This is a genomic window from Paenibacillus sp. P4_A9 (genome assembly GCF_056402415.1).
Window position 1 is genome coordinate 36,358 of record NZ_JBFUHL010000023.1, and the last position, 17,365, is coordinate 53,722.

Here is a 17,365-nt window from a genome sequence, read left to right on the forward strand (position 1 = left end):
TAACTTGTGACTCCGGCGGCCCTGTCGACATATAATTATTCAGATTAGATTACTAGGTTTTATTACACTAGTAAGTCAGTTGGCTAAATAATAAATGCCAACCGCCTCATGGCAATTGGCATTTACTTCGGGCCTGACATGATGTTGGACTAGCAACGCTTCCTCAGGTCCCGCAAAAGGTTTGATACCCACAGGCTGATGGCGCAGGCAATGTAGCGTATTCAGTCTGTTCATCTGTGTGTGTGAAGGGGTTCGAAAGCACAGCTAGAAGCCGCTCCATCACGCTATAGTCGCCATGTTCCACCGCGGCTTCCAATGCTTCCTCTACTCGGTGATTACGCGGGATGATCGCAGGATTGTTGCTGCGCATCAACTGTTGTGAAGCTGTTTGGTCTTCCTGCTGTCTGCCAAGTCTCGCCTGCCATAATTCCTGCCATGGGGCAAACTCCGGCGTACCAAACAGAATGGTGTCTTCCAGCTTATTGGAAGTGAAGGCTACGAATGTATTCGTGTAGTCCGCGCTGTTCTTCTCCATCATGCTAAGCAAGGCATCGACAAGGGCAAGATCCTCTCGCTCTTCGTTAAAGATCCCCAGCTTCGCTCTCATCCCCCCGAGCCATGTTTGCTGATAGGTCGTGGAGAACTCGGACAGTACACCTTCGGCTAACTTAATTGCCTGCTCTTGGTCAGTATGCAGCAACGGCAATAGGGTCTCCGCAAATCTCGCGAGATTCCATACGGCAATACGCGGCTGATTGGCATAAGCATAGCGGCCATGAGTGTCGATGGAGCTGAACACCGTGGCGGGGTCATAGGCATCCATGAAAGCGCAAGGACCATAATCAATGGTTTCTCCGCTAATGGCCATATTGTCTGTGTTCATCACCCCGTGTATAAAGCCAACGAGCTGCCACTTGGCAATGAGATTAGCCTGACGCTTGATCACTTCCTGAAGGAAATGAAGGTAGCGATTCTCACTTGCGGCCACTTCTGGATAGTGTCTTTGCAGTGTGTAATCCGCAAGGGCTTGGATATCCTCTGCTGTGCCATATTGCGCAGCATATTGAAAGGTGCCCACACGTATATGACTGGCAGCTATGCGGGTTAGGACGGCACCTGGCAGTTCGGTTTCACGGTAAATGATATCACCGGTCGTAACCACCGCTAAACTGCGAGTGGTAGGAATACCAAGACCGACCATCGCTTCGCTGATGATGTATTCACGCAGCATCGGCCCGAGTGCCGCTCGGCCATCGCCTCGCCGGGAGTATGGCGTTCTGCCTGAGCCCTTCAGCTGAATATCCAATCGCTCTCCATTGGGTGTAATCTGTTCGCCAAGTAGGATAGCCCGGCCGTCCCCTAACATGTTAAAATGTCCGAATTGATGAGCTGCATATGCCTGAGCAAGCGGTAATGCGCCTTCAGGAATCTGGTTGCCAGCAAGATTGGCCACACCTTCATCGCTTTGTAACGCATCTGCGTTAAGCCCCAGACTTGCTGCCAATTGACCATTAAGTATGACCAGCTTCGGTGAGCGTCCAGGTGTTGGGTTAACCTTCGTAAAGAAAGATTCCGGCAAACGTGCATAACTATTGTCAAAGTTCCATCCTGTATCTTGTATGGCTGGCTTTTCTGTCATGGTATCTCCTCTTTGTATACTCATTTTCATCTTCTTTTTTTACATAATACACCTATATTATACCCTTTTCACATCGATGGACACCAATTACATGCCAAAAAGAGCCTACTCATCGTAGGCTCCTAATTTGGAACGAAAGTTTATTATTCTTCGTAAATAACGACTGATTTTGTCTCGTCTTCCCATTTAACTGTTGCTTTCAAAGATTCGCTAATGAAACGAACCGGTACGACCGTATTGCCTTCAACGATCGTTGCTGGAACCTCTAAAATAACTTCTTTACCGTTTACCAAAGCCTTCGTGCTATCGATAAATAGCTTTACACTAACACCGTCACGTGTAACTGTTACCGAACGCTCTTCCGCGTCCCACTTCACTTCAGCTTTTAACGCCTCCGAAATGGCACGGAATGGCACCAAAGTGCTGCCATCTTTAATGAATGGATTAACTTCCAAAGCTGGCTCCTCACCATTTACGTATAAGAAAACACCTTTTTTCCCTAGCTTGTGATAAAGCTTAGTTAGCTTTTTATAGGAATTGATGTTTTTAAGGTTTACTTTCACTGCTTCTTTTTGAACATAAACCGCATCCGTTACACTTCCCTGCTCGTCCAATACGTCAGCGACAGCAGATAGCGCAGCATCTCTATCCTTAATTAAATCAAGTTCAGCTTTCAATTCATCACTAATATGGGCACCGTAGTTAGTCAAAAGAAGCTCAGCAATCACAGCCCCAGCAGGCTTATCCTTTACATTTTCTAACGCATTTAGAAGACCTTTATAACCGTTTTTGCCATGACCATACGTATTGGAAGTAACAGTTGCATCCGTTCCATCAACATTCACATTGATTTCTACGCCTGCTTTTGACGTATCGGGCTTATCAGGGTTGTTGCCATTCTCGGATTTGGCGAATGCCGATCCAGCCATAAGGCTAGTTGCAACGATGCAGGAAGCTGTAATCATCCAGGTTTTTTTCATTTTCATAATAACGACTCCTTTTTTTATGTATCTTTTTATGTAACTTTCTCACTCTCATAGTTATTCGATAGACTTCCTGATTTTGGATGGGTTGTAGCAAAAAAAATCGAAAAATGTTTTAAGTACTCAATCAAAAAAAAGTTGAACAAGGATCTCTCCTCGCTCAACCATCGCGTGTACTCACTTATTCAGCTGTAGCACGTTTCCAGCATGCCTCCGCAATATTTTTCAATACCAAAGCCTGTTCCCACCGACTGGATAGCTCCTTGCCGTCCGCCCCTGTGAGCGCATAAGGCGCAGGCCCCAGCTCGCAGACGAAAGGCAGCACATCACCCGGTTTAGCTCCCTGTAGCCAATAGCGCATCGCTTGGGTCCACCATTTTTCAAAGCGCTCAAGAATCGCATCCGAGTAGCCAGCATCCACTTGAATTTGCTCACCTGAAGAAATGCGGCTATGAATCGCGGACGTTCGTTGCAGTACGGTTTTGAATAAAAGCTCCGCCTTTTCCTGCTCCAACGTCATCTCTCCTGCCAACACATAATGCGAGATATCCAGTGTGAACCTTAAATCAGGCAGTGCTTGCGCGTATTGTACGGTGCGGATTAGGTCTTGTGTAATTTTGCCGCGATGCGTCTCTACATAAAATGGGATCCTATGTGTTGCAGACACAGCAACGAGTCCATGCAACAGGTCCCTTGCCTCTTCATCAATCACAAAAGAGTCTGCCACCTGCCCGTTCACGTAAAGCATTTCCATGTCAGTTGCATTCTGAAAATGACTTGCTAAGTCACTCGCGCTGAATGGGAAACAATGAGAGCCAAAGCTGAGACCGTATTGCTCCAGTAACCTTTTCCATTCATCTCTCATATCTACCTCAGGTACTCTAGCAAGGATGCCAGTAAAGCCCGCACCTGCGATACGCTCAAACTTTGCCTCTAGCGGGAGCTCTGTTCCCTCTTCCCCCAGCCCCATCATTGCCCACATCGATTGATGAACTTCGAGCCGTGGAGGGCGATTAGAGCCATCATTGATCCTGGTCATATCGAATTTTCCCATCATTCGTATTAATAGCCTCCTAGGCTTCCCGCCGGTTTGTTTTTAGCAAGATCGCCATGCGCCCCCATGTACACAGCGCGTTTCTTCATCGTTCGATCCGCCTCTTCCTGTGCCGCACGCGCATCGCCGCCATGGACATCTTCAATCATCCAACGCTGTCCGAAGCCTGCATGCACAACTTCATCTGCCCAGTCAAAATCTTGAAACGTCGTCATCAGTGGATCCTTCGCGATATCACGGCAAAACTCCCACTCCTCGCGCTTGCCTGGCGGATACTTCATCGCCGCTTTCTCAATGGCGATCGTCAAATGCGAGTATGCTTCGGTGCCCTCAAACAGCTGTGCCGTCATATCGTACCACCCCGTCCAGTTGGGAAATTGATACACATCGTACCCTTTTGAACGAAGCGCTGCCTCACCAAACCAGCTATGGCGGACTTCATCCCACATATGTCTAGCCGTATCGCGATAGAAATGCCATGGCTTGCCTTCTGTTGTGAAATGGACATAAGCAACGCCTTCCGCTGGAGACATCTCGAAATATCTAGCCAGCATCATCGTCAAGAATCGTCCTTCCTCATTGTCTGGAATTTCAAAACCTTGCATTTTCACGACTTGTGACTGAAAACGACTGTCTCGTACACTCGTTTGCGGCATGACAAACGGCTCCGCCCAGATCCGAACACCTGGATCTACAGGGACCCTTTCTTCCCATCCCGTGATACCGCCAGCTGCTGCTAACAGTTGTTCCACATACATTCTCCAGCGCCTCGCTTGTTCCTTCTCAGCTTCCGATGCAGTTAGCAAAAGATACTGCAGCGCCCCGCGCCCCCAATCCATTTGCTCTTCGCGATCGATGAGCTGATGCTTCAAAATATACAGCGTAGGCTCATCCACGAGCGGCTGAGCCTTGCCCTTATAGGCATGAATCGCAGCAATTTGTGCCGGTTTCAACACGTCAAAGAGCGCAGTCAACAAGTTTATTGTTGTCGCTGAGTTCAGCACCGTTTGCATGAGCTCATTCAGTGACGCATCTGGGCATTTGTCGAAGGCCACGGTGCTCATCCGAAGCTGCTTAATCCGATTGCGGAATTGATCATGGTGCTCCGCATCCTGCGAGCTTAAGCGCGCAAGTGCTCCTTTTATTTCATATTCAGGTCTAGCCGCCATATGACCAGCTTCAATCCGCATCAATTGGCGATCTACATAGGCTATTCGTTGTAATGTTTTCGCTGACTCTTCCACTGACATTCCGATACGATCCCAATCCTTAATTCCCATGAATGGATGCAACATAAGTACCCCTCCAGTAACTTTGCACTATTTTGTTTACTCATAAGGTAATCATAGTGCTATTTTCTATTAAGATACATGCATTGAACAACATAAAAATTTGCACTAAAGCACATAATCATCTAGATCCACTTAGGGTTACTTTGCAGTGCATGAACGATTTCCCCCTCTTATTCGTACTATCGTCGATTTGAAAATAAGGGAGTGAGACTATTTTGGCCGTAGTGGCGATTCTCTGTTTGGTATGGTTGATCCGATTCTGGCGTKGCACTGTTGCTCGCTCGATTGTTTAGATTTTTTTAATACTTGGGTAAGTGCCTATTTACATATAGGACTTATAATAGGAGAGGAGCGAGTAAATAATCGGGGGTCACGTATGAGTAAAAAGCTTGGTATAATTTCGATCATCATCATTGTTGGGGTAGCGATAGCCGCGATATTCCCTTATGTTTCCTTAAATACTGCGAATAGCCGACTAACGCTTGATACGAGTTTCCCTTTACATTACACGGTGCTCACGCTTCATATTGCACTTGCGTTGGTTGCACTGATCAGCGGCTTGTTTCAGTTTCATGCACGCTTTCGTGCCAGCTATCCAGCATGGCATCGGATTCTCGGGCGCATTTATGTAATCAGCGTTATGGCCAGCGGTGTCTTAGGCCTTGTCTTAACTTTCTACGCAGAGAATTTTACGAAAAGCATGGCGTTCCTAGCACTAAGTGTGCTCTGGCTAATCACGACGTGGAATGGCTTCCGTTACGCGGTCAAAGGGAAACTCCCCCAGCATCGCATCTGGATGATCCGCAGCTATGCGGTCACTTTAGTCGCAATCTCTTCGAGATTGATTGTACCGGTTTGTATATTACTGTATCTGGCATTTCATGGATTCAAGCTTCCCGAAGGTGGTAGGGAGCAGATGGTGACAGACATCCTGAACATCAATGTTTGGATCGGTTTGCTGCTTAATCTATTAGTTGTGGAGTGGTATGTGCTGCGACCTCGGAAATGATATAAAAGGCCAGCCAGATTGCTCCGGCTGACCTTATTTGTTTTGTGCTGCTCAGTACCAGCTTGTAAACACCGACGAAGTTCCATACGCCAGCGGGATTGCCGCACCAATCATCACAATTGGCCCCCACCAAGTAAATAGCGAGACACCCGCAACTAGGCTAATGAGGATCATCGCAGGTAGGACAAGGATGGGCATCGCTGTCTGAATCGCTTGGTGCTTCTTCGTATCTTGAATCGGGAATAGTGTAAGAAACGGCGTCGAAAGCTCATCCTTACAAAACGATTTTCGCCAGAAGACCAGCAGGACTGCCGCAAGAATCCAGACGAGAATTTTAATCGCGCCTGGCAAAATAAACACAGCTCCGCTAATCACAACAACGAACTGTATCGATTGTCGCCATTGCAGACCATTACGGAAATAGGATTTCACTAACAGCTCAGCGATCCCATTGCCGGCTCCTTTGCCCTTGATCAACCGTTGTGATCGACTGAATAAAAGCGGGTATCTGCGTGTCGGCTTTCTTTTACGCTCCATCACACGAATTAACATTAAGGAAACGATACGCATCCGCGCATCTCGCTCTCGCACGATATCCGCGAAGAAGGCACCTTTTTCACGCAGCCGCGTTCGGGTTAAGAACACAAATGTAAGCAGCCCTAGCCCAATGGCAGCCCAGCTAATGAAAGCTTGATCTGCGATTTCCGTGACTAACAGTTGGAATAGGAAGAACCCGCCCGCAAATACCACTATTCGTAGTACCCAGAGCATGAATCTCTGAAAGCGAAGTGCAAGCAGTTGGCGGATTAGGCCAATATTCAGCTTCACCACATAAGTCAGCAACCAGAAGCACACGACCTGCGTGATGCTATAGGAATAAACGGATACTAGTAATGGTAGAAAAAGGAGCGTTGCCAGCAGCGTAGTGACGCCCTGTAATACCACGGAATATCGGTAACCGAGATGCATGAGATGTCGGAACCAGCCTTCATTTTGACGGAGAAATAGCTGATCGCCCTCTTCAACAAAGTAACGCAGGGTACCCATCCATGTGAATATGTAGAAAAGTGAAGCCACCGTATGTATGGAAATCCCGCTTAACCACGCAGGCGGCGTCATATACCACGCATAATAGTGATAACCTGCCACGATCAGCAGTGGGATGACAAAATAAATCGCAATAACCCAATCTACGGCCATACGTAAAGCTCGATATTGAAATTTGATATCCGAACGAACTCTTCGCGCAAAAACCTTATAGCTGCTGTTCAAACCGCTGTCGCCCCCTCTCATAATAAGGAATGGAAGCAGTCGAACAAGGTAGCTTCTGGCATGTCGCATTGATTTTGAATGTCTTGCAGGGTTCCGTTCGCAACCAATCTGCCACCTGAAAGCAGCACAAACGAACTGCAAATCCGCTCCGCTGTATCTAAAACGTGGGTACTCATCAGAATGCCTGCGCCACGCTTACGCTCCTCTTCCAGCATCCCTAAGAAATCCTTGATCGCCTTCGGATCTAGGCCAATGAAGGGCTCGTCCACAATATACACATCTGGTTTATTCAAAAATCCGAGAATGAGCATGATCTTCTGCTGCATGCCTTTGGAGAATTTCCCAGGCAATTGATGCTTCTCATCTAGTAAACGGAAACGATGCAGCAGGTCATCTGCTCTCTCCAGGAATACTGTTCGATCCAGTTCATAAACCGAAGCTGCAAATTCCATATGCTCCCACAGCGTCAATTCATCATATAAAATCGGATGCTCGGGAATATACGCGTAGCTTTTGCTTTCACCCATGAATGAGATTTTGCCTTTAAAATCCTTCAGTAACCCGAGGATGCTCTTGATTGTCGTGCTTTTTCCAGCGCCGTTCGGGCCTAACAGTCCCACAAGCTCGCCTTGCCTCACCGTAAAATGAATCCCCTTAATAATATCCGGCACCTCATCGTAACCGGCCTGTTCAATATGAATATCTAATACGGCTAATTGTTCCTCTACCATTCCGTGACTTCCTTCCATTCTTATCGTGCATTGCTTTGCCAACATCGTATCATGAAAGTTTGCCCAAAGTATGAAGGTAAGATAAAAAATAAAAAACCTCTATCGCGGTCACCTGCAAATAGGCGACAGCGTATAGAGATATCTATGGGTTCGTATGGGTGAAACCTAACATGAAACGATTAGTACCATCTCAAAGCGACAGGCAGAACTTGGATAAACAAAACAAGGTTCGTTAAGCGTTTCATCATCGTATTCACCCTTTCAAAAAGACAGAAAACGCCTATCCTGTGGTAGGATAGGCGCCATTGCCTCGAATATTAGTTGCACATCGTCGTGCGGTTAATCTTATTATACGAGGTGATCGCAGATGTGTCAACTATAGTGACATGCATATTAATTTTCGCTGCTCACAGCTGATAATCTAAAATTAACGTCATGTAACCTAACATTATAAATATGATTTCTCATAATTTCTTAAAATTTAACCAAAATATGATATTTCACTGCACGACGCTATTCTCCTGGACACTGTAACTATTAATAATGGCTGCTGCAAAGTTTACGCGGTTGTTCCGAAAAAAGTGATACAACCTGCGAGCTTCAGGGGACTCTTCGTCATAACTCGCAAAGTTGAAAAAATCGTCGTCGACCCAACCTTCACTCCTCAGGCTTTCGATGGATTCCGCAATTCTATTAGGGATGACTGGTTTCAGGATTGTTGTCATATTCCCACTCCATTCACTAGAATCTTTCAATCTAGTAAAAGAATGCCCAAATCTACCAAAAATTAAACTAGTGTACCGAGCTCACTTAGAACTCTGAATAGCTGGATACCGATTCCCCAGGCACTAGGAAATACAGAAGTCCAGGAATGAGCATGATATAAAACGCTCGATGCTTTAGGACGTATTTCCACCAACCTTTTTTCTTTGTTGCTTGGGTTGACCGCTGGACAACCTCATTCACAGTAGCGGACTTCATCTGCTCTCACCTACACAATCTATTTGTCTTATGTGTTTATTATAGGTTTCAGGGTGTGGGACCAACAATGAGGGCGGGTGTCGATTTACTGCAGTAAAAGTCTTATTGTGGGAGGAAGAACAGTTCCCCTGTGTCAATAACGAATAACGCCTCCCCCCAAGCCTAATAACTGGAAAAAGCGCATCTATTTCTATCTCATTAAGCAAAAAATGCCATATAACTGGAAAATATGTAGCTAATTTCGCCAAATTTGATCGTTTCGGCAGAAGGAGTCAGATTTAACTGGAGGAAATCCCGTTATTCAGCTTAGAAGCGAGAATTCAGTGAAATTAGATGTAGGAAATCCATTTAAAGGTTTTTGAGCAGGGGGGGGAGTAGCAATGAGAGAGCAAAGCAAGAGCAAAGTGCGTAGCAGAGCAAAGTACGTAGCAGAGCAAGAGCAAAGTACTTAGCAAAAAAAGAGCTGTCCTCAAGCAGCGCGATGCTTCTTAGGACAACTCTTTTTACAAATTTACAATATCCAAGCCTACCAGAACAACTCACCATGCCCGAGCAACCTGGAAAGACCCTCTACGAAATAGTAATCGCCATAGATGAGCGGAACGTCGACGTTCTTACCTTCTGGGTAGTGGCTTGTACCGTGCGTAACCAGACCTTCTTCGAATTCGGAATCCCACGCGCCGTAGTTGGTGTAAAGCGAGTGCAGAATCCGCTCACCCGCTTCGCGGTAGAGTGACGCCTCTTGGCTGCTCACTTGCTCAGCGATCAGCAACAATCCGCAAGCCGCACACGCGCCTGCCGAGGAGTCGCGGTACGCCGGAATGCCATCTGGCAATCGGAAATCCCAATGTGGCACATGGTCTTCCGGCAGGTTCGCCAAAAAGAAGTGCGCGGCACGCTTCGCTGCCTGCAAATACTTCTCATCGCCTGTGTACTTATAGCTCAGGCTCATCCCGTAAATCGCCCACGCGGTTCCGCGCGACCAGGCCGATTCCGGTGCAAAGCCTTGCCCACCGTTCACCGAAAGCTTCTCTCCCGTGGCAGGATCAAAAATCACGATATGGTTCACCGATCCATCCGGACGGATAAAGTGATCAACCGCCATGTCGGCATGCCTGACGGCGATTTCTTTGAAGCGCGGGTCGCCTGTGGTCAGCGCAGCCCAGTGCAGCAAGGGCAGGTTCATCATGCAGTCAATGATGGCCCAGCCAGCATTATCATCACCTTCGCGCCATGGATTCCAAGCACGAATGTAGCTTCCCTTTACATTGAATCGAGCAGCTAACAGATTCGCAGCTAACAAGGCGCGGCGCTTGGAGTCATCTGAACCAAGCAGCTTGTATCGGGCAACGCTTGTCAGTGTCCACATAAAGCCGATATCATGATCCAGACGATAGTAGTCGGTTACAACTTGATCGAGTTGCTGCTCACAAGACTCTGCTAATTGCTTTAGCCCCTCGTCCTTCGTGTCTCGGTACAATAGCCACAGCAACCCTGGCCAGAAACCAGCCGTCCACCAATAAGCAGGCTCCAACTTATATTCGCCGCCCACACTTGCATGCGGGAAGCCATCACCAATACGCTTGCTGGTTTTGCCTACTTTTGCTACCGTTTGTGCCCAAGCTTCATGAGCCCAATCTTTCTGAATTGTCATCTGAGACACTCCTCATCAGGTAAGTTGAACGTTTAACCTATTATATCACCTGACTTTGAGAAATGCTCGATCTGTTTAAAATTGGTTATCCTGTTATATCTACAATGACAATTTCCACGCTTCCAAGCTTTCCAACTTCGCTTCCCCATTCCGTGCAAAAAGCTTGATACCAAGACTGCCTCCCTTTGGATAGATCCGATTCGTTAACGTCTTGAGCCCGTTATTCGCGAACAGCTCCACCGAAGTTCGATCCAAGAACAGATGCAGCCTGATGCTCCCATCCTCCAGCGGTTCCACCTGTACTTCACTCACACCCGCTTCACCTGAACCGGCGCGCGTACGATCAACGCGGAGTAAACGCTCTTCAACCGAGTAAGCAAGTTCCGTGTACTCGGAGCCATCCTCTGCGCATCGAACAAGAAGTCCGAACACAGCCTTAGCGCCAGACTCCTTCGTGTTAAACACGGCAATTAACTCTAGCTTGTCACCTTGAATATTCTCTATTGAAACGATCGAGTCAGCTGGAACGACCTGTCGATCGACGCTCTCCATGCCCTTCCGCAGCACTGCCAGTTCTGCCACAGGCTGCATCCGCAGCGTGCCATCCTCTGCCAGTGTCAGCTCACGAGGCAAAGTAAAAGCCCCCATCCAACCTTCTGCCTGCTCCGGCATTTGGGCTCCCCAAATGTTCATCCACCCCATGAGGATACGCCGTCCCTGTCCGTCTACCAATGTTTGCGGTGCATAGAAATCGAACCCATAGTCCAACCGCTCCGCGTAACGGTAATCGAATTTCCCCGTCTCATAGTTTAATGTTCCCGTGAGGTACATTGTCTTAGTAGATCCCATATTCATCGGGGAAATAATCAACACATGCTCATCACCCAGCCGGAATAAATCGGGACACTCCCACATATCCCCCATCGCTCCATTGCTCTCCGCCGCAACATTGAGATAACGCCATACCAGCAAATCAGAAGACGTGTACATCAGCGCTTTGCCCAAGCCATCTTTTCCGTAACCAACAACCATGTACCACTGACCGTCATGCTGCCAAACTTTCGGATCGCGGAAGCCGACCCCACCTTCCTCCGGCGCGCCCCCAATTATAGGATTAGCCCCTGATTTATAAAAAGTCACCCCATCCGTGCTAGTCGCAAGACACTGAACCTCCGTCGGCGTGCGCCCATCCACATGACCTGTGTAGACGACCGTCAGTACCCCGTTATCGTCGACTGCACTGCCCGACCAACAGCCATAGCCACCGGTTCCTCCACAGTCATAATCTTCCGAAGGCGCTAACGCGATAGGCAGATGCTCCCAGTGCACCAAATCCTTGCTTTTGGCATGCCCCCAGTGCATCGGCCCCCATTTCGGCTCAAACGGATAGTGCTGATAAAACACATGATACTCCCCATTCCAATAAATGAGCCCGTTCGGATCATTCATCCAGCCAGCAGGTGGCATGAGGTGATAGCCAAGCCTGTATCCATCCTCCATGACTGGCTTGGCGGCATGCCCCAACGCTTGATTCGCTTGTTCCACACGTTCCATGTGGCGCTTATTCCTTTCCATTTCTAGCTGATGACTCATCACAGAACTGCCTCCCTCTGATTTCATCCACCGTAAAGTACTTCTAAAGCAAAACTATATCATGACCGAAAATAAGATGCTTGATTTTCAAAGGAGATTGGTCTTATACCAATATGAACTTCGACCCCTCAAAGGTATGAGAATGGATCGAGAGCAATCTGTCTTGCTGGCCATTTCCCATGGAGCTAAGGTAGGGTAATACTGGAAACTAATATATTCGATACCTTGTCAAATCTTGAGCAAAAAAACCACTTGCGTCTGCAAGTGGCCTTCTATATCTCACATTCCTTCAGTGACCCACATGCTCATCCCGCATCCCAATGACTTGATTGCCTGTTAAGCACTGCTCGAACATATCAATGATAGCTAGGAAGCGTTCTGCCTCGCGGAAGACGTGATCCGCCAGCAAGGGATGGATAATGCTCTTGATTTTGCATGCCTCAATTAAATCGCGCGCTGTCTTTTTGAAATCACGAAGAGCAACGACGGAGACACGATTCTGGTCGAGGAACTGGTCCAAGAGCGGGTCTGTTTGGGATTGAGGCCTCATCCCGCTCAAATCAATGGCTTGAAAGAGGAGTTGGTCAAAATCATGGCTAAAATTCCGCGCCTGTTCCACCAACTGACGTTCGGATGGGTCTAGCAGGTGACCGATAAACTTGGCGTGATCCGCCATGATGCGTAAAAAGAACACATTTTCATCAATAATCGCGTCGGGTAATGGCTCTAATCGTCCTGAATTTAGTTCGTGTAATCGATTCCTAAAATAGTTAGCCTCACGACTCGTGTGGTCGACCAATAACGGAAAATTGTTACCACCTGGGAGCTTACATTGAATGATGAGTCCAAGAACTTTTCTTTTGAACGCCCAAATGTGCGCGACGGCCGCAGACACTTCCGTATTGAAGCGTCGGATTTGTTCTGGATCCGTCAACGCGTTATATGCATGGGACCGACCCTCGATATGCTCAAAAATATGATAATAATGATTCGCTTCTTGAATAAGCTGCGTGTCCTCACATCGAAAGCCCAATTTGAGAAATAACGAATGTTCCTTCATAATACGTGACCAGAATCGGACCTCATCCAATGAACGCATCACGAACTCATTTGACAATTCAGGCACTCTCCTCACCATGGTGTTCTCCTATCCCATTTATAGTGAGTGAAGACCGTATATATGCATGCTTCGAGGATCATAGAAGAAAAGCCTGAGTCCAGTTGATTGGATTCAGGCTCTATTTCGTCTATTTCCGCCAAAACGTCGAACAATCTGCCTTATCTAACATGTTGAACTCGATCATTTTCTCAAGTAAGGAGAAATCAACTGGACTCTTCCACTGGATACGTACCAATTCCTTGGTGTGATCATAGCCGGCTTGTACAATGTCATCAGAAAAACGATTAATGCCTGCCTTCTCAGGGGCAACAGCCATATGTTGTTTGGCTACGCTAAAGCCAATAATAAATGTGCCGTGATCGGAAAACATAGGCTGATTCCACGCAATTTTCGGCTCTAAACTTGGAAATTTCTTAGCTACCCACGCCAAAACTTCTTCCGTTCGGTCCCGATGTTGCGGGTTATCAATACGCGCTAAAAATTCTTCGAAAACTTGCATGTTACTTCCTCCTAAAAGTTTATCCCTTATTTTACCACACACAGAAAGATGATTTAAAGCGCCTATAAAAGAACGACAGAGCCGCCGCTAAGCAAGCTCTCACCATGGTATGATACTAATTATAAAGTACAAACAACTGCTTCAGGAGGTATTTCATATGAAGAAATGGAGGCTTGTCAGCGGATGTTTATTGATACTGCTAGGGTTTTGGTGGTTTTCCGCTAAACCTTTTGCATACTTCGTTGAAGGAAATAAGATTGTAAAAATAACTATGCGACATGGCGGATCAGGTTTATTTTATGAGACTCAAGATCAAGAGCTCATCGGACGTTTCACACAGACAATGCAAAAAGTAAAGTTTAGGCGAACATTCACCGTGGGCTGGTGGGTGGGATCTTCAGAACTAAAACTATACGATTTAAAAGGCAATCTATACACAATCACAGAAAATCCCCACGGAGCCTTCGATATCAACGGAAAAAGATATAAGTCTACAAGCAACATAAATGAGGAACTAAGACTATTTTACAAAGACTTCTTAACAGACAAAAATGTAATTACAGGCAAGTAAACTAGTTGGAATATTATCCAATTATCCCCATTTCAATTAAACACATGAAACCACTTGTGCTTCTCATCGTATCAGTACATATATGATGACAAGGAGGAAATTTACACATGACCATGTTTAAACGAATGCTCGCGAGTGTCGGGATCGGCGCAGCCCAAGTAGACCTAATGCTCCATCAAGATGAGGTGAACGCGGGGGATATGATCAGCGGCGTCGTCCGGATTCAGGGGGGACGCGTGGATCAGCAGATCGATGATGTTTACGCCTTCGTCATGACACGTTACTTGAAGGAACAAAACGATACAAAAATACAAGTGGAAGCCGCCGTGGCCAAATTCCAGCTTACGGGGAAATTTACTGTTGAGGCGGAGCAGGTTTATGAGTTCCCCGTCTCGTTCGAGCTGCCAGCCATTACGCCAGTTACGAGGGGAAGAACCCCTGTTTGGATACAAACAGGACTTGATATTAAAGAAGCAATTGATCCGAAGGATACTGATCAGCTTCAAGTAAGTCCACACCCACATTCCGCGGTTATACTGGAGGCTGTCGAGGAACTTGGATTCCGTCTCCGCGAGGTGACATGCCAACACGCACCAACATATGGCAGAATGAACGGATTGCCCTTCGTTCAAGAATTCGAATTTGTTCCCACTTCGCAATTCCGGGGCCAACTGGATGAATTGGAAATTATCTTCTTCCCAGACGAGAACGGTGTCGAGTTGCTGCTGCAGATCGATCGCAAAGCGCGTGGGCTAGCCGGCCTGTTCGCAGAAGCGACGGGTATGGATGAGAACTTTGTAAAGGTACGATTCGACCGCAATCAACTAGCTTCCGGAACTAACTACGTCGCCGGTGAACTGGCTGAATTGATCCGCAATTATATATAAGACTTCAGAAGCCTTTCCCAATGAGGAGAGGCTCATAAAACTTCACCGATAGGTGGAGTTTTATTACTTTAATTAGTCCCCTACATGGATGGACAGCAACTTGCCTTCTTTCTTAGATTCTTTATAGGTTATTGACAGCATTCCGTCCGGAAACTGCACCTCGAGCCGGTGAACACGGAACTTGTCGTCGCTTTGGTCCACGAGTTCTTTGCTTTCATAACCCCCCTGAACGCCAGCTTTCGACAGCAGCTCTAGGGTCTTCTGCAAGCTGGTACCTTGATATCGGTCACGCAAGTTGTTGGTCCACGTCACGTCGTCCCAGTCAGGAGCTTCCACGCTAACGCCAGCCTGTCGCATCGTCTCTAGAAGTTTAACGACCATCTGGCCATCTCCTTCCTGTAAGGCACAAGCAAGCGCGAGGTAAGCTCGGTTAAGTGTTGTAATGTAGTTTGTTTTGTTTTTGGCGGCCAGCAATTCGAACAGATTCTCCGCACGCTGATTTTCGGTGAACCAATACGAGTGAAAATCCATTGGGTTTATCTGGCTTGTTCCCGGGATCAAATACCTTCCATCATCCGATACACGGAATACCTTTGCGATATCAAAGCGCGATGGGTATTGCATGACAAATATATGCTTACCTTTCTCACTGACCATGATTTGAATGGACAATGGCTCGCGCGACCGCTCCCCTCCAGGCAAGATCGAAGAAGAGCCATTTAAACTGGAGTAGTAGATGCTGCCATCCTTAGCTGTCTCTTTGACAAGTCGATACATCAACTGGCTTTTGTGCAGGATCGGCTGCACATCAGTATGGATCGAATTCCCATTTCGAGTGCTGATTTCCTCATTCACCTGCCACGTAATGTCGGCTATCCCACGCAGTTCATCAGGCATCCGTTCGGATAAATCGGGGAGCCTTATATCCATACGGTAATCTTTGGTCTGCCACTCATAAGTTGTATACATATGTTCTGATGCATAAAATACGTCCGAGAAATTATTCATGTAAAAGATACCATCTAGCTGCTTTTTACTACCAAATTCAAATGCATTTAAGTGCCTGCCATTAGCTGCAAAAATACCTGAAGCGACGAGTACCGGCACGAGCAGCAAAGTCATCGCGTTTACCCATCTACGAGTGCGGACCTCGCCGAATGGCAGATCTGGGGCCTGTTCGCCGTCCAGTCTTAGCTTCACTGACAGCTGTCTCATTAGCTCGCCAATCAGCAAGGTCCCCATGCAAGCGTAAGCAAGTAAAGGTACCGCATATCCCCAAGGAGGTGACAGTGACCGTAGTAGGCTGACGACTAGCGTGCAGAGCATGGCAAACAGTGCAAGCGGCAGCAATGTGCCGAAATAGCGCCGAAACATGCGAGGCGCCTTCGCCAATGCATCACTGAAATTGATATCTTGGAGGACCATCAGATACGGCGTAAGTGAGTAAAACATGATAGCAATTATCAGTATGAGCCCTAACGGAAAAAAGGCTGCCGCGAGGAAAACAGTCAACACGCCTGCCACGCTTTGAAAGATCGACCATGCGATCATATCGCCGAAATACCTGCGTCCACAAGCGATCAACGGAACTATTTTTCGATTCAGAACCCACCCTTTCAGACCGCCGAGGTACATTCCTCGGACAAAACTTTGTAATCCCATTAAAGCCGCCGATACTAGGAATGCCAAGATTCCCCATACCTGTGCCCCGACCTGAAGATACGTGTATGGGATTTTCAGATCCGTGAGTGACGGCATATATAATGGAATCGTTGCGTTAAACCCGCCAGTCCCCATTGACGAACCAGTAGACGTTAATGGCGACTGAGAATATGGAAATACGGAAAATCCAGCATAAATGCCAAGACCAATTACAGCCGTGATGAGTACTTCAAACACCATCACCAAAACAATCAAACGTGTGTAGGCCATCGTTACCTCCTAGTAATCCGTGTTAAGGTACTAATCAATATACTATTATTTTACATTTTTTAACACTCATTTTCATTGAAGGCTATGAGGTGCTTAGTTTTTGCGTGGTAACGTCAACTTTCTCCGTGAAGAAAATAGAGTTGTGCCA

The 17,365-nt window shown here is 47.1% G+C and carries 16 protein-coding genes; 3 read left to right on the top strand and 13 right to left on the bottom strand.

Annotated elements, in window-relative coordinates; all coding sequences use genetic code 11:
- Window positions 1-163 precede the first annotated feature (163 nt).
- The 4 genes from AC1DVJ_RS16270 to AC1DVJ_RS16285 form a co-directional block, all read right to left on the bottom strand.
- Window positions 164-1,639, bottom strand: a complete 1,476-nt coding sequence (locus AC1DVJ_RS16270; protein WP_477592282.1) for a protein adenylyltransferase SelO — start codon at window positions 1,637-1,639, stop codon at window positions 164-166.
- A 143-nt stretch (window positions 1,640-1,782) separates the two neighbouring features.
- Entirely contained in the window at window positions 1,783-2,625 is an 843-nt protein-coding gene (locus AC1DVJ_RS16275) for a copper amine oxidase N-terminal domain-containing protein (protein WP_477592283.1), read from the bottom strand.
- 178 nt (window positions 2,626-2,803) lie between these two features.
- Window positions 2,804-3,679 carry a sugar phosphate isomerase/epimerase family protein gene (locus tag AC1DVJ_RS16280; RefSeq protein ID WP_477592284.1) on the bottom strand — a complete coding sequence of 292 codons (876 nt, stop codon included), beginning with the start codon at window positions 3,677-3,679 and terminating at the stop codon, window positions 2,804-2,806.
- Window positions 3,680-3,684: 5 nt separating this feature from the next.
- Entirely contained in the window at window positions 3,685-4,971 is a 1,287-nt protein-coding gene (locus AC1DVJ_RS16285; RefSeq protein ID WP_477592285.1) for a hypothetical protein, read from the bottom strand.
- A 373-nt stretch (window positions 4,972-5,344) separates the two neighbouring features.
- On the opposite strand from AC1DVJ_RS16285, the gene AC1DVJ_RS16290 reads away from it, so the two are divergent.
- The gene (locus tag AC1DVJ_RS16290) at window positions 5,345-5,977 is read left to right on the top strand and encodes a DUF2306 domain-containing protein (RefSeq protein ID WP_477592286.1); all 633 of its coding nucleotides are present in this window, start codon (window positions 5,345-5,347) and stop codon (window positions 5,975-5,977) included.
- Between the two features lie 51 nt (window positions 5,978-6,028).
- On the opposite strand, the gene AC1DVJ_RS16295 is transcribed toward AC1DVJ_RS16290, so the two are convergent.
- The 8 genes from AC1DVJ_RS16295 to AC1DVJ_RS16330 form a co-directional block, all read right to left on the bottom strand.
- The gene (locus AC1DVJ_RS16295; RefSeq protein WP_477592287.1) at window positions 6,029-7,249 is read right to left on the bottom strand and encodes an ABC transporter permease; all 1,221 of its coding nucleotides are present in this window, start codon (window positions 7,247-7,249) and stop codon (window positions 6,029-6,031) included.
- A 17-nt stretch (window positions 7,250-7,266) separates the two neighbouring features.
- Window positions 7,267-7,980 carry an ABC transporter ATP-binding protein gene (locus AC1DVJ_RS16300; protein ID WP_477592288.1) on the bottom strand — a complete coding sequence of 238 codons (714 nt, stop codon included), beginning with the start codon at window positions 7,978-7,980 and terminating at the stop codon, window positions 7,267-7,269.
- Window positions 7,981-8,480: 500 nt separating this feature from the next.
- Window positions 8,481-8,705 (bottom strand): hypothetical protein, encoded by a 225-nt coding sequence (locus tag AC1DVJ_RS16305; protein ID WP_477592289.1) that lies wholly within the window; start codon window positions 8,703-8,705, stop codon window positions 8,481-8,483.
- Window positions 8,706-8,790: 85 nt separating this feature from the next.
- Complete coding sequence (locus AC1DVJ_RS16310; RefSeq protein WP_477592290.1) at window positions 8,791-8,961, bottom strand: hypothetical protein; 171 nt, start codon at window positions 8,959-8,961, stop codon at window positions 8,791-8,793.
- 526 nt (window positions 8,962-9,487) lie between these two features.
- Window positions 9,488-10,615, bottom strand: coding sequence for a glycoside hydrolase family 88 protein (locus tag AC1DVJ_RS16315; protein WP_477592291.1), 1,128 nt, complete (start codon window positions 10,613-10,615; stop codon window positions 9,488-9,490).
- Between the two features lie 99 nt (window positions 10,616-10,714).
- Window positions 10,715-12,208 carry a glycoside hydrolase family 32 protein gene (locus tag AC1DVJ_RS16320; RefSeq protein WP_477592292.1) on the bottom strand — a complete coding sequence of 498 codons (1,494 nt, stop codon included), beginning with the start codon at window positions 12,206-12,208 and terminating at the stop codon, window positions 10,715-10,717.
- Between the two features lie 289 nt (window positions 12,209-12,497).
- Window positions 12,498-13,307: a DUF2935 domain-containing protein gene (locus tag AC1DVJ_RS16325; RefSeq protein WP_477592322.1), complete on the bottom strand. Its 810-nt coding sequence runs from the start codon at window positions 13,305-13,307 to the stop codon at window positions 12,498-12,500.
- 148 nt (window positions 13,308-13,455) lie between these two features.
- Window positions 13,456-13,827: an iron chaperone gene (locus AC1DVJ_RS16330; protein WP_477592293.1), complete on the bottom strand. Its 372-nt coding sequence runs from the start codon at window positions 13,825-13,827 to the stop codon at window positions 13,456-13,458.
- 157 nt (window positions 13,828-13,984) lie between these two features.
- Between AC1DVJ_RS16330 and AC1DVJ_RS16335 the strand changes: the two genes are divergently transcribed.
- Together AC1DVJ_RS16335 and AC1DVJ_RS16340 are read left to right on the top strand one after the other, a co-directional pair.
- Window positions 13,985-14,398: a hypothetical protein gene (locus AC1DVJ_RS16335; RefSeq protein WP_477592294.1), complete on the top strand. Its 414-nt coding sequence runs from the start codon at window positions 13,985-13,987 to the stop codon at window positions 14,396-14,398.
- A 107-nt stretch (window positions 14,399-14,505) separates the two neighbouring features.
- Window positions 14,506-15,285 (top strand): sporulation protein, encoded by a 780-nt coding sequence (locus tag AC1DVJ_RS16340; protein WP_477592295.1) that lies wholly within the window; start codon window positions 14,506-14,508, stop codon window positions 15,283-15,285.
- 72 nt (window positions 15,286-15,357) lie between these two features.
- Here AC1DVJ_RS16340 and AC1DVJ_RS16345 read toward each other — a convergent pair whose 3' ends face one another.
- Window positions 15,358-17,217 (bottom strand): hypothetical protein, encoded by a 1,860-nt coding sequence (locus AC1DVJ_RS16345; protein WP_477592296.1) that lies wholly within the window; start codon window positions 17,215-17,217, stop codon window positions 15,358-15,360.
- Between the last annotated feature and the right edge of the window lie 148 nt (window positions 17,218-17,365).

Excerpts from the sequence above, each read along its gene's own strand:
- AC1DVJ_RS16270 (WP_477592282.1), bottom strand. The coding sequence starts at position 1,639 with ATGACAGAAAAGCCAGCCATACAAGATACAGGATGGAACTTTGACAAT.
- AC1DVJ_RS16275 (WP_477592283.1), bottom strand. The coding sequence starts at position 2,625 with ATGAAAATGAAAAAAACCTGGATGATTACAGCTTCCTGCATCGTTGCA.
- AC1DVJ_RS16280 (WP_477592284.1), bottom strand. The coding sequence starts at position 3,679 with ATGATGGGAAAATTCGATATGACCAGGATCAATGATGGCTCTAATCGC.
- AC1DVJ_RS16285 (WP_477592285.1), bottom strand. The coding sequence starts at position 4,971 with ATGTTGCATCCATTCATGGGAATTAAGGATTGGGATCGTATCGGAATG.
- AC1DVJ_RS16290 (WP_477592286.1), top strand. The coding sequence starts at position 5,345 with ATGAGTAAAAAGCTTGGTATAATTTCGATCATCATCATTGTTGGGGTA.
- AC1DVJ_RS16300 (WP_477592288.1), bottom strand. The coding sequence starts at position 7,980 with ATGGTAGAGGAACAATTAGCCGTATTAGATATTCATATTGAACAGGCC.
- AC1DVJ_RS16305 (WP_477592289.1), bottom strand. The coding sequence starts at position 8,705 with ATGACAACAATCCTGAAACCAGTCATCCCTAATAGAATTGCGGAATCC.
- AC1DVJ_RS16310 (WP_477592290.1), bottom strand. The coding sequence starts at position 8,961 with ATGAAGTCCGCTACTGTGAATGAGGTTGTCCAGCGGTCAACCCAAGCA.
- AC1DVJ_RS16315 (WP_477592291.1), bottom strand. The coding sequence starts at position 10,615 with ATGACAATTCAGAAAGATTGGGCTCATGAAGCTTGGGCACAAACGGTA.
- AC1DVJ_RS16320 (WP_477592292.1), bottom strand. The coding sequence starts at position 12,208 with ATGAGTCATCAGCTAGAAATGGAAAGGAATAAGCGCCACATGGAACGT.
- AC1DVJ_RS16325 (WP_477592322.1), bottom strand. The coding sequence starts at position 13,307 with ATGCGTTCATTGGATGAGGTCCGATTCTGGTCACGTATTATGAAGGAA.
- AC1DVJ_RS16330 (WP_477592293.1), bottom strand. The coding sequence starts at position 13,827 with ATGCAAGTTTTCGAAGAATTTTTAGCGCGTATTGATAACCCGCAACAT.
- AC1DVJ_RS16335 (WP_477592294.1), top strand. The coding sequence starts at position 13,985 with ATGAAGAAATGGAGGCTTGTCAGCGGATGTTTATTGATACTGCTAGGG.
- AC1DVJ_RS16340 (WP_477592295.1), top strand. The coding sequence starts at position 14,506 with ATGACCATGTTTAAACGAATGCTCGCGAGTGTCGGGATCGGCGCAGCC.
- AC1DVJ_RS16345 (WP_477592296.1), bottom strand. The coding sequence starts at position 17,217 with ATGGCCTACACACGTTTGATTGTTTTGGTGATGGTGTTTGAAGTACTC.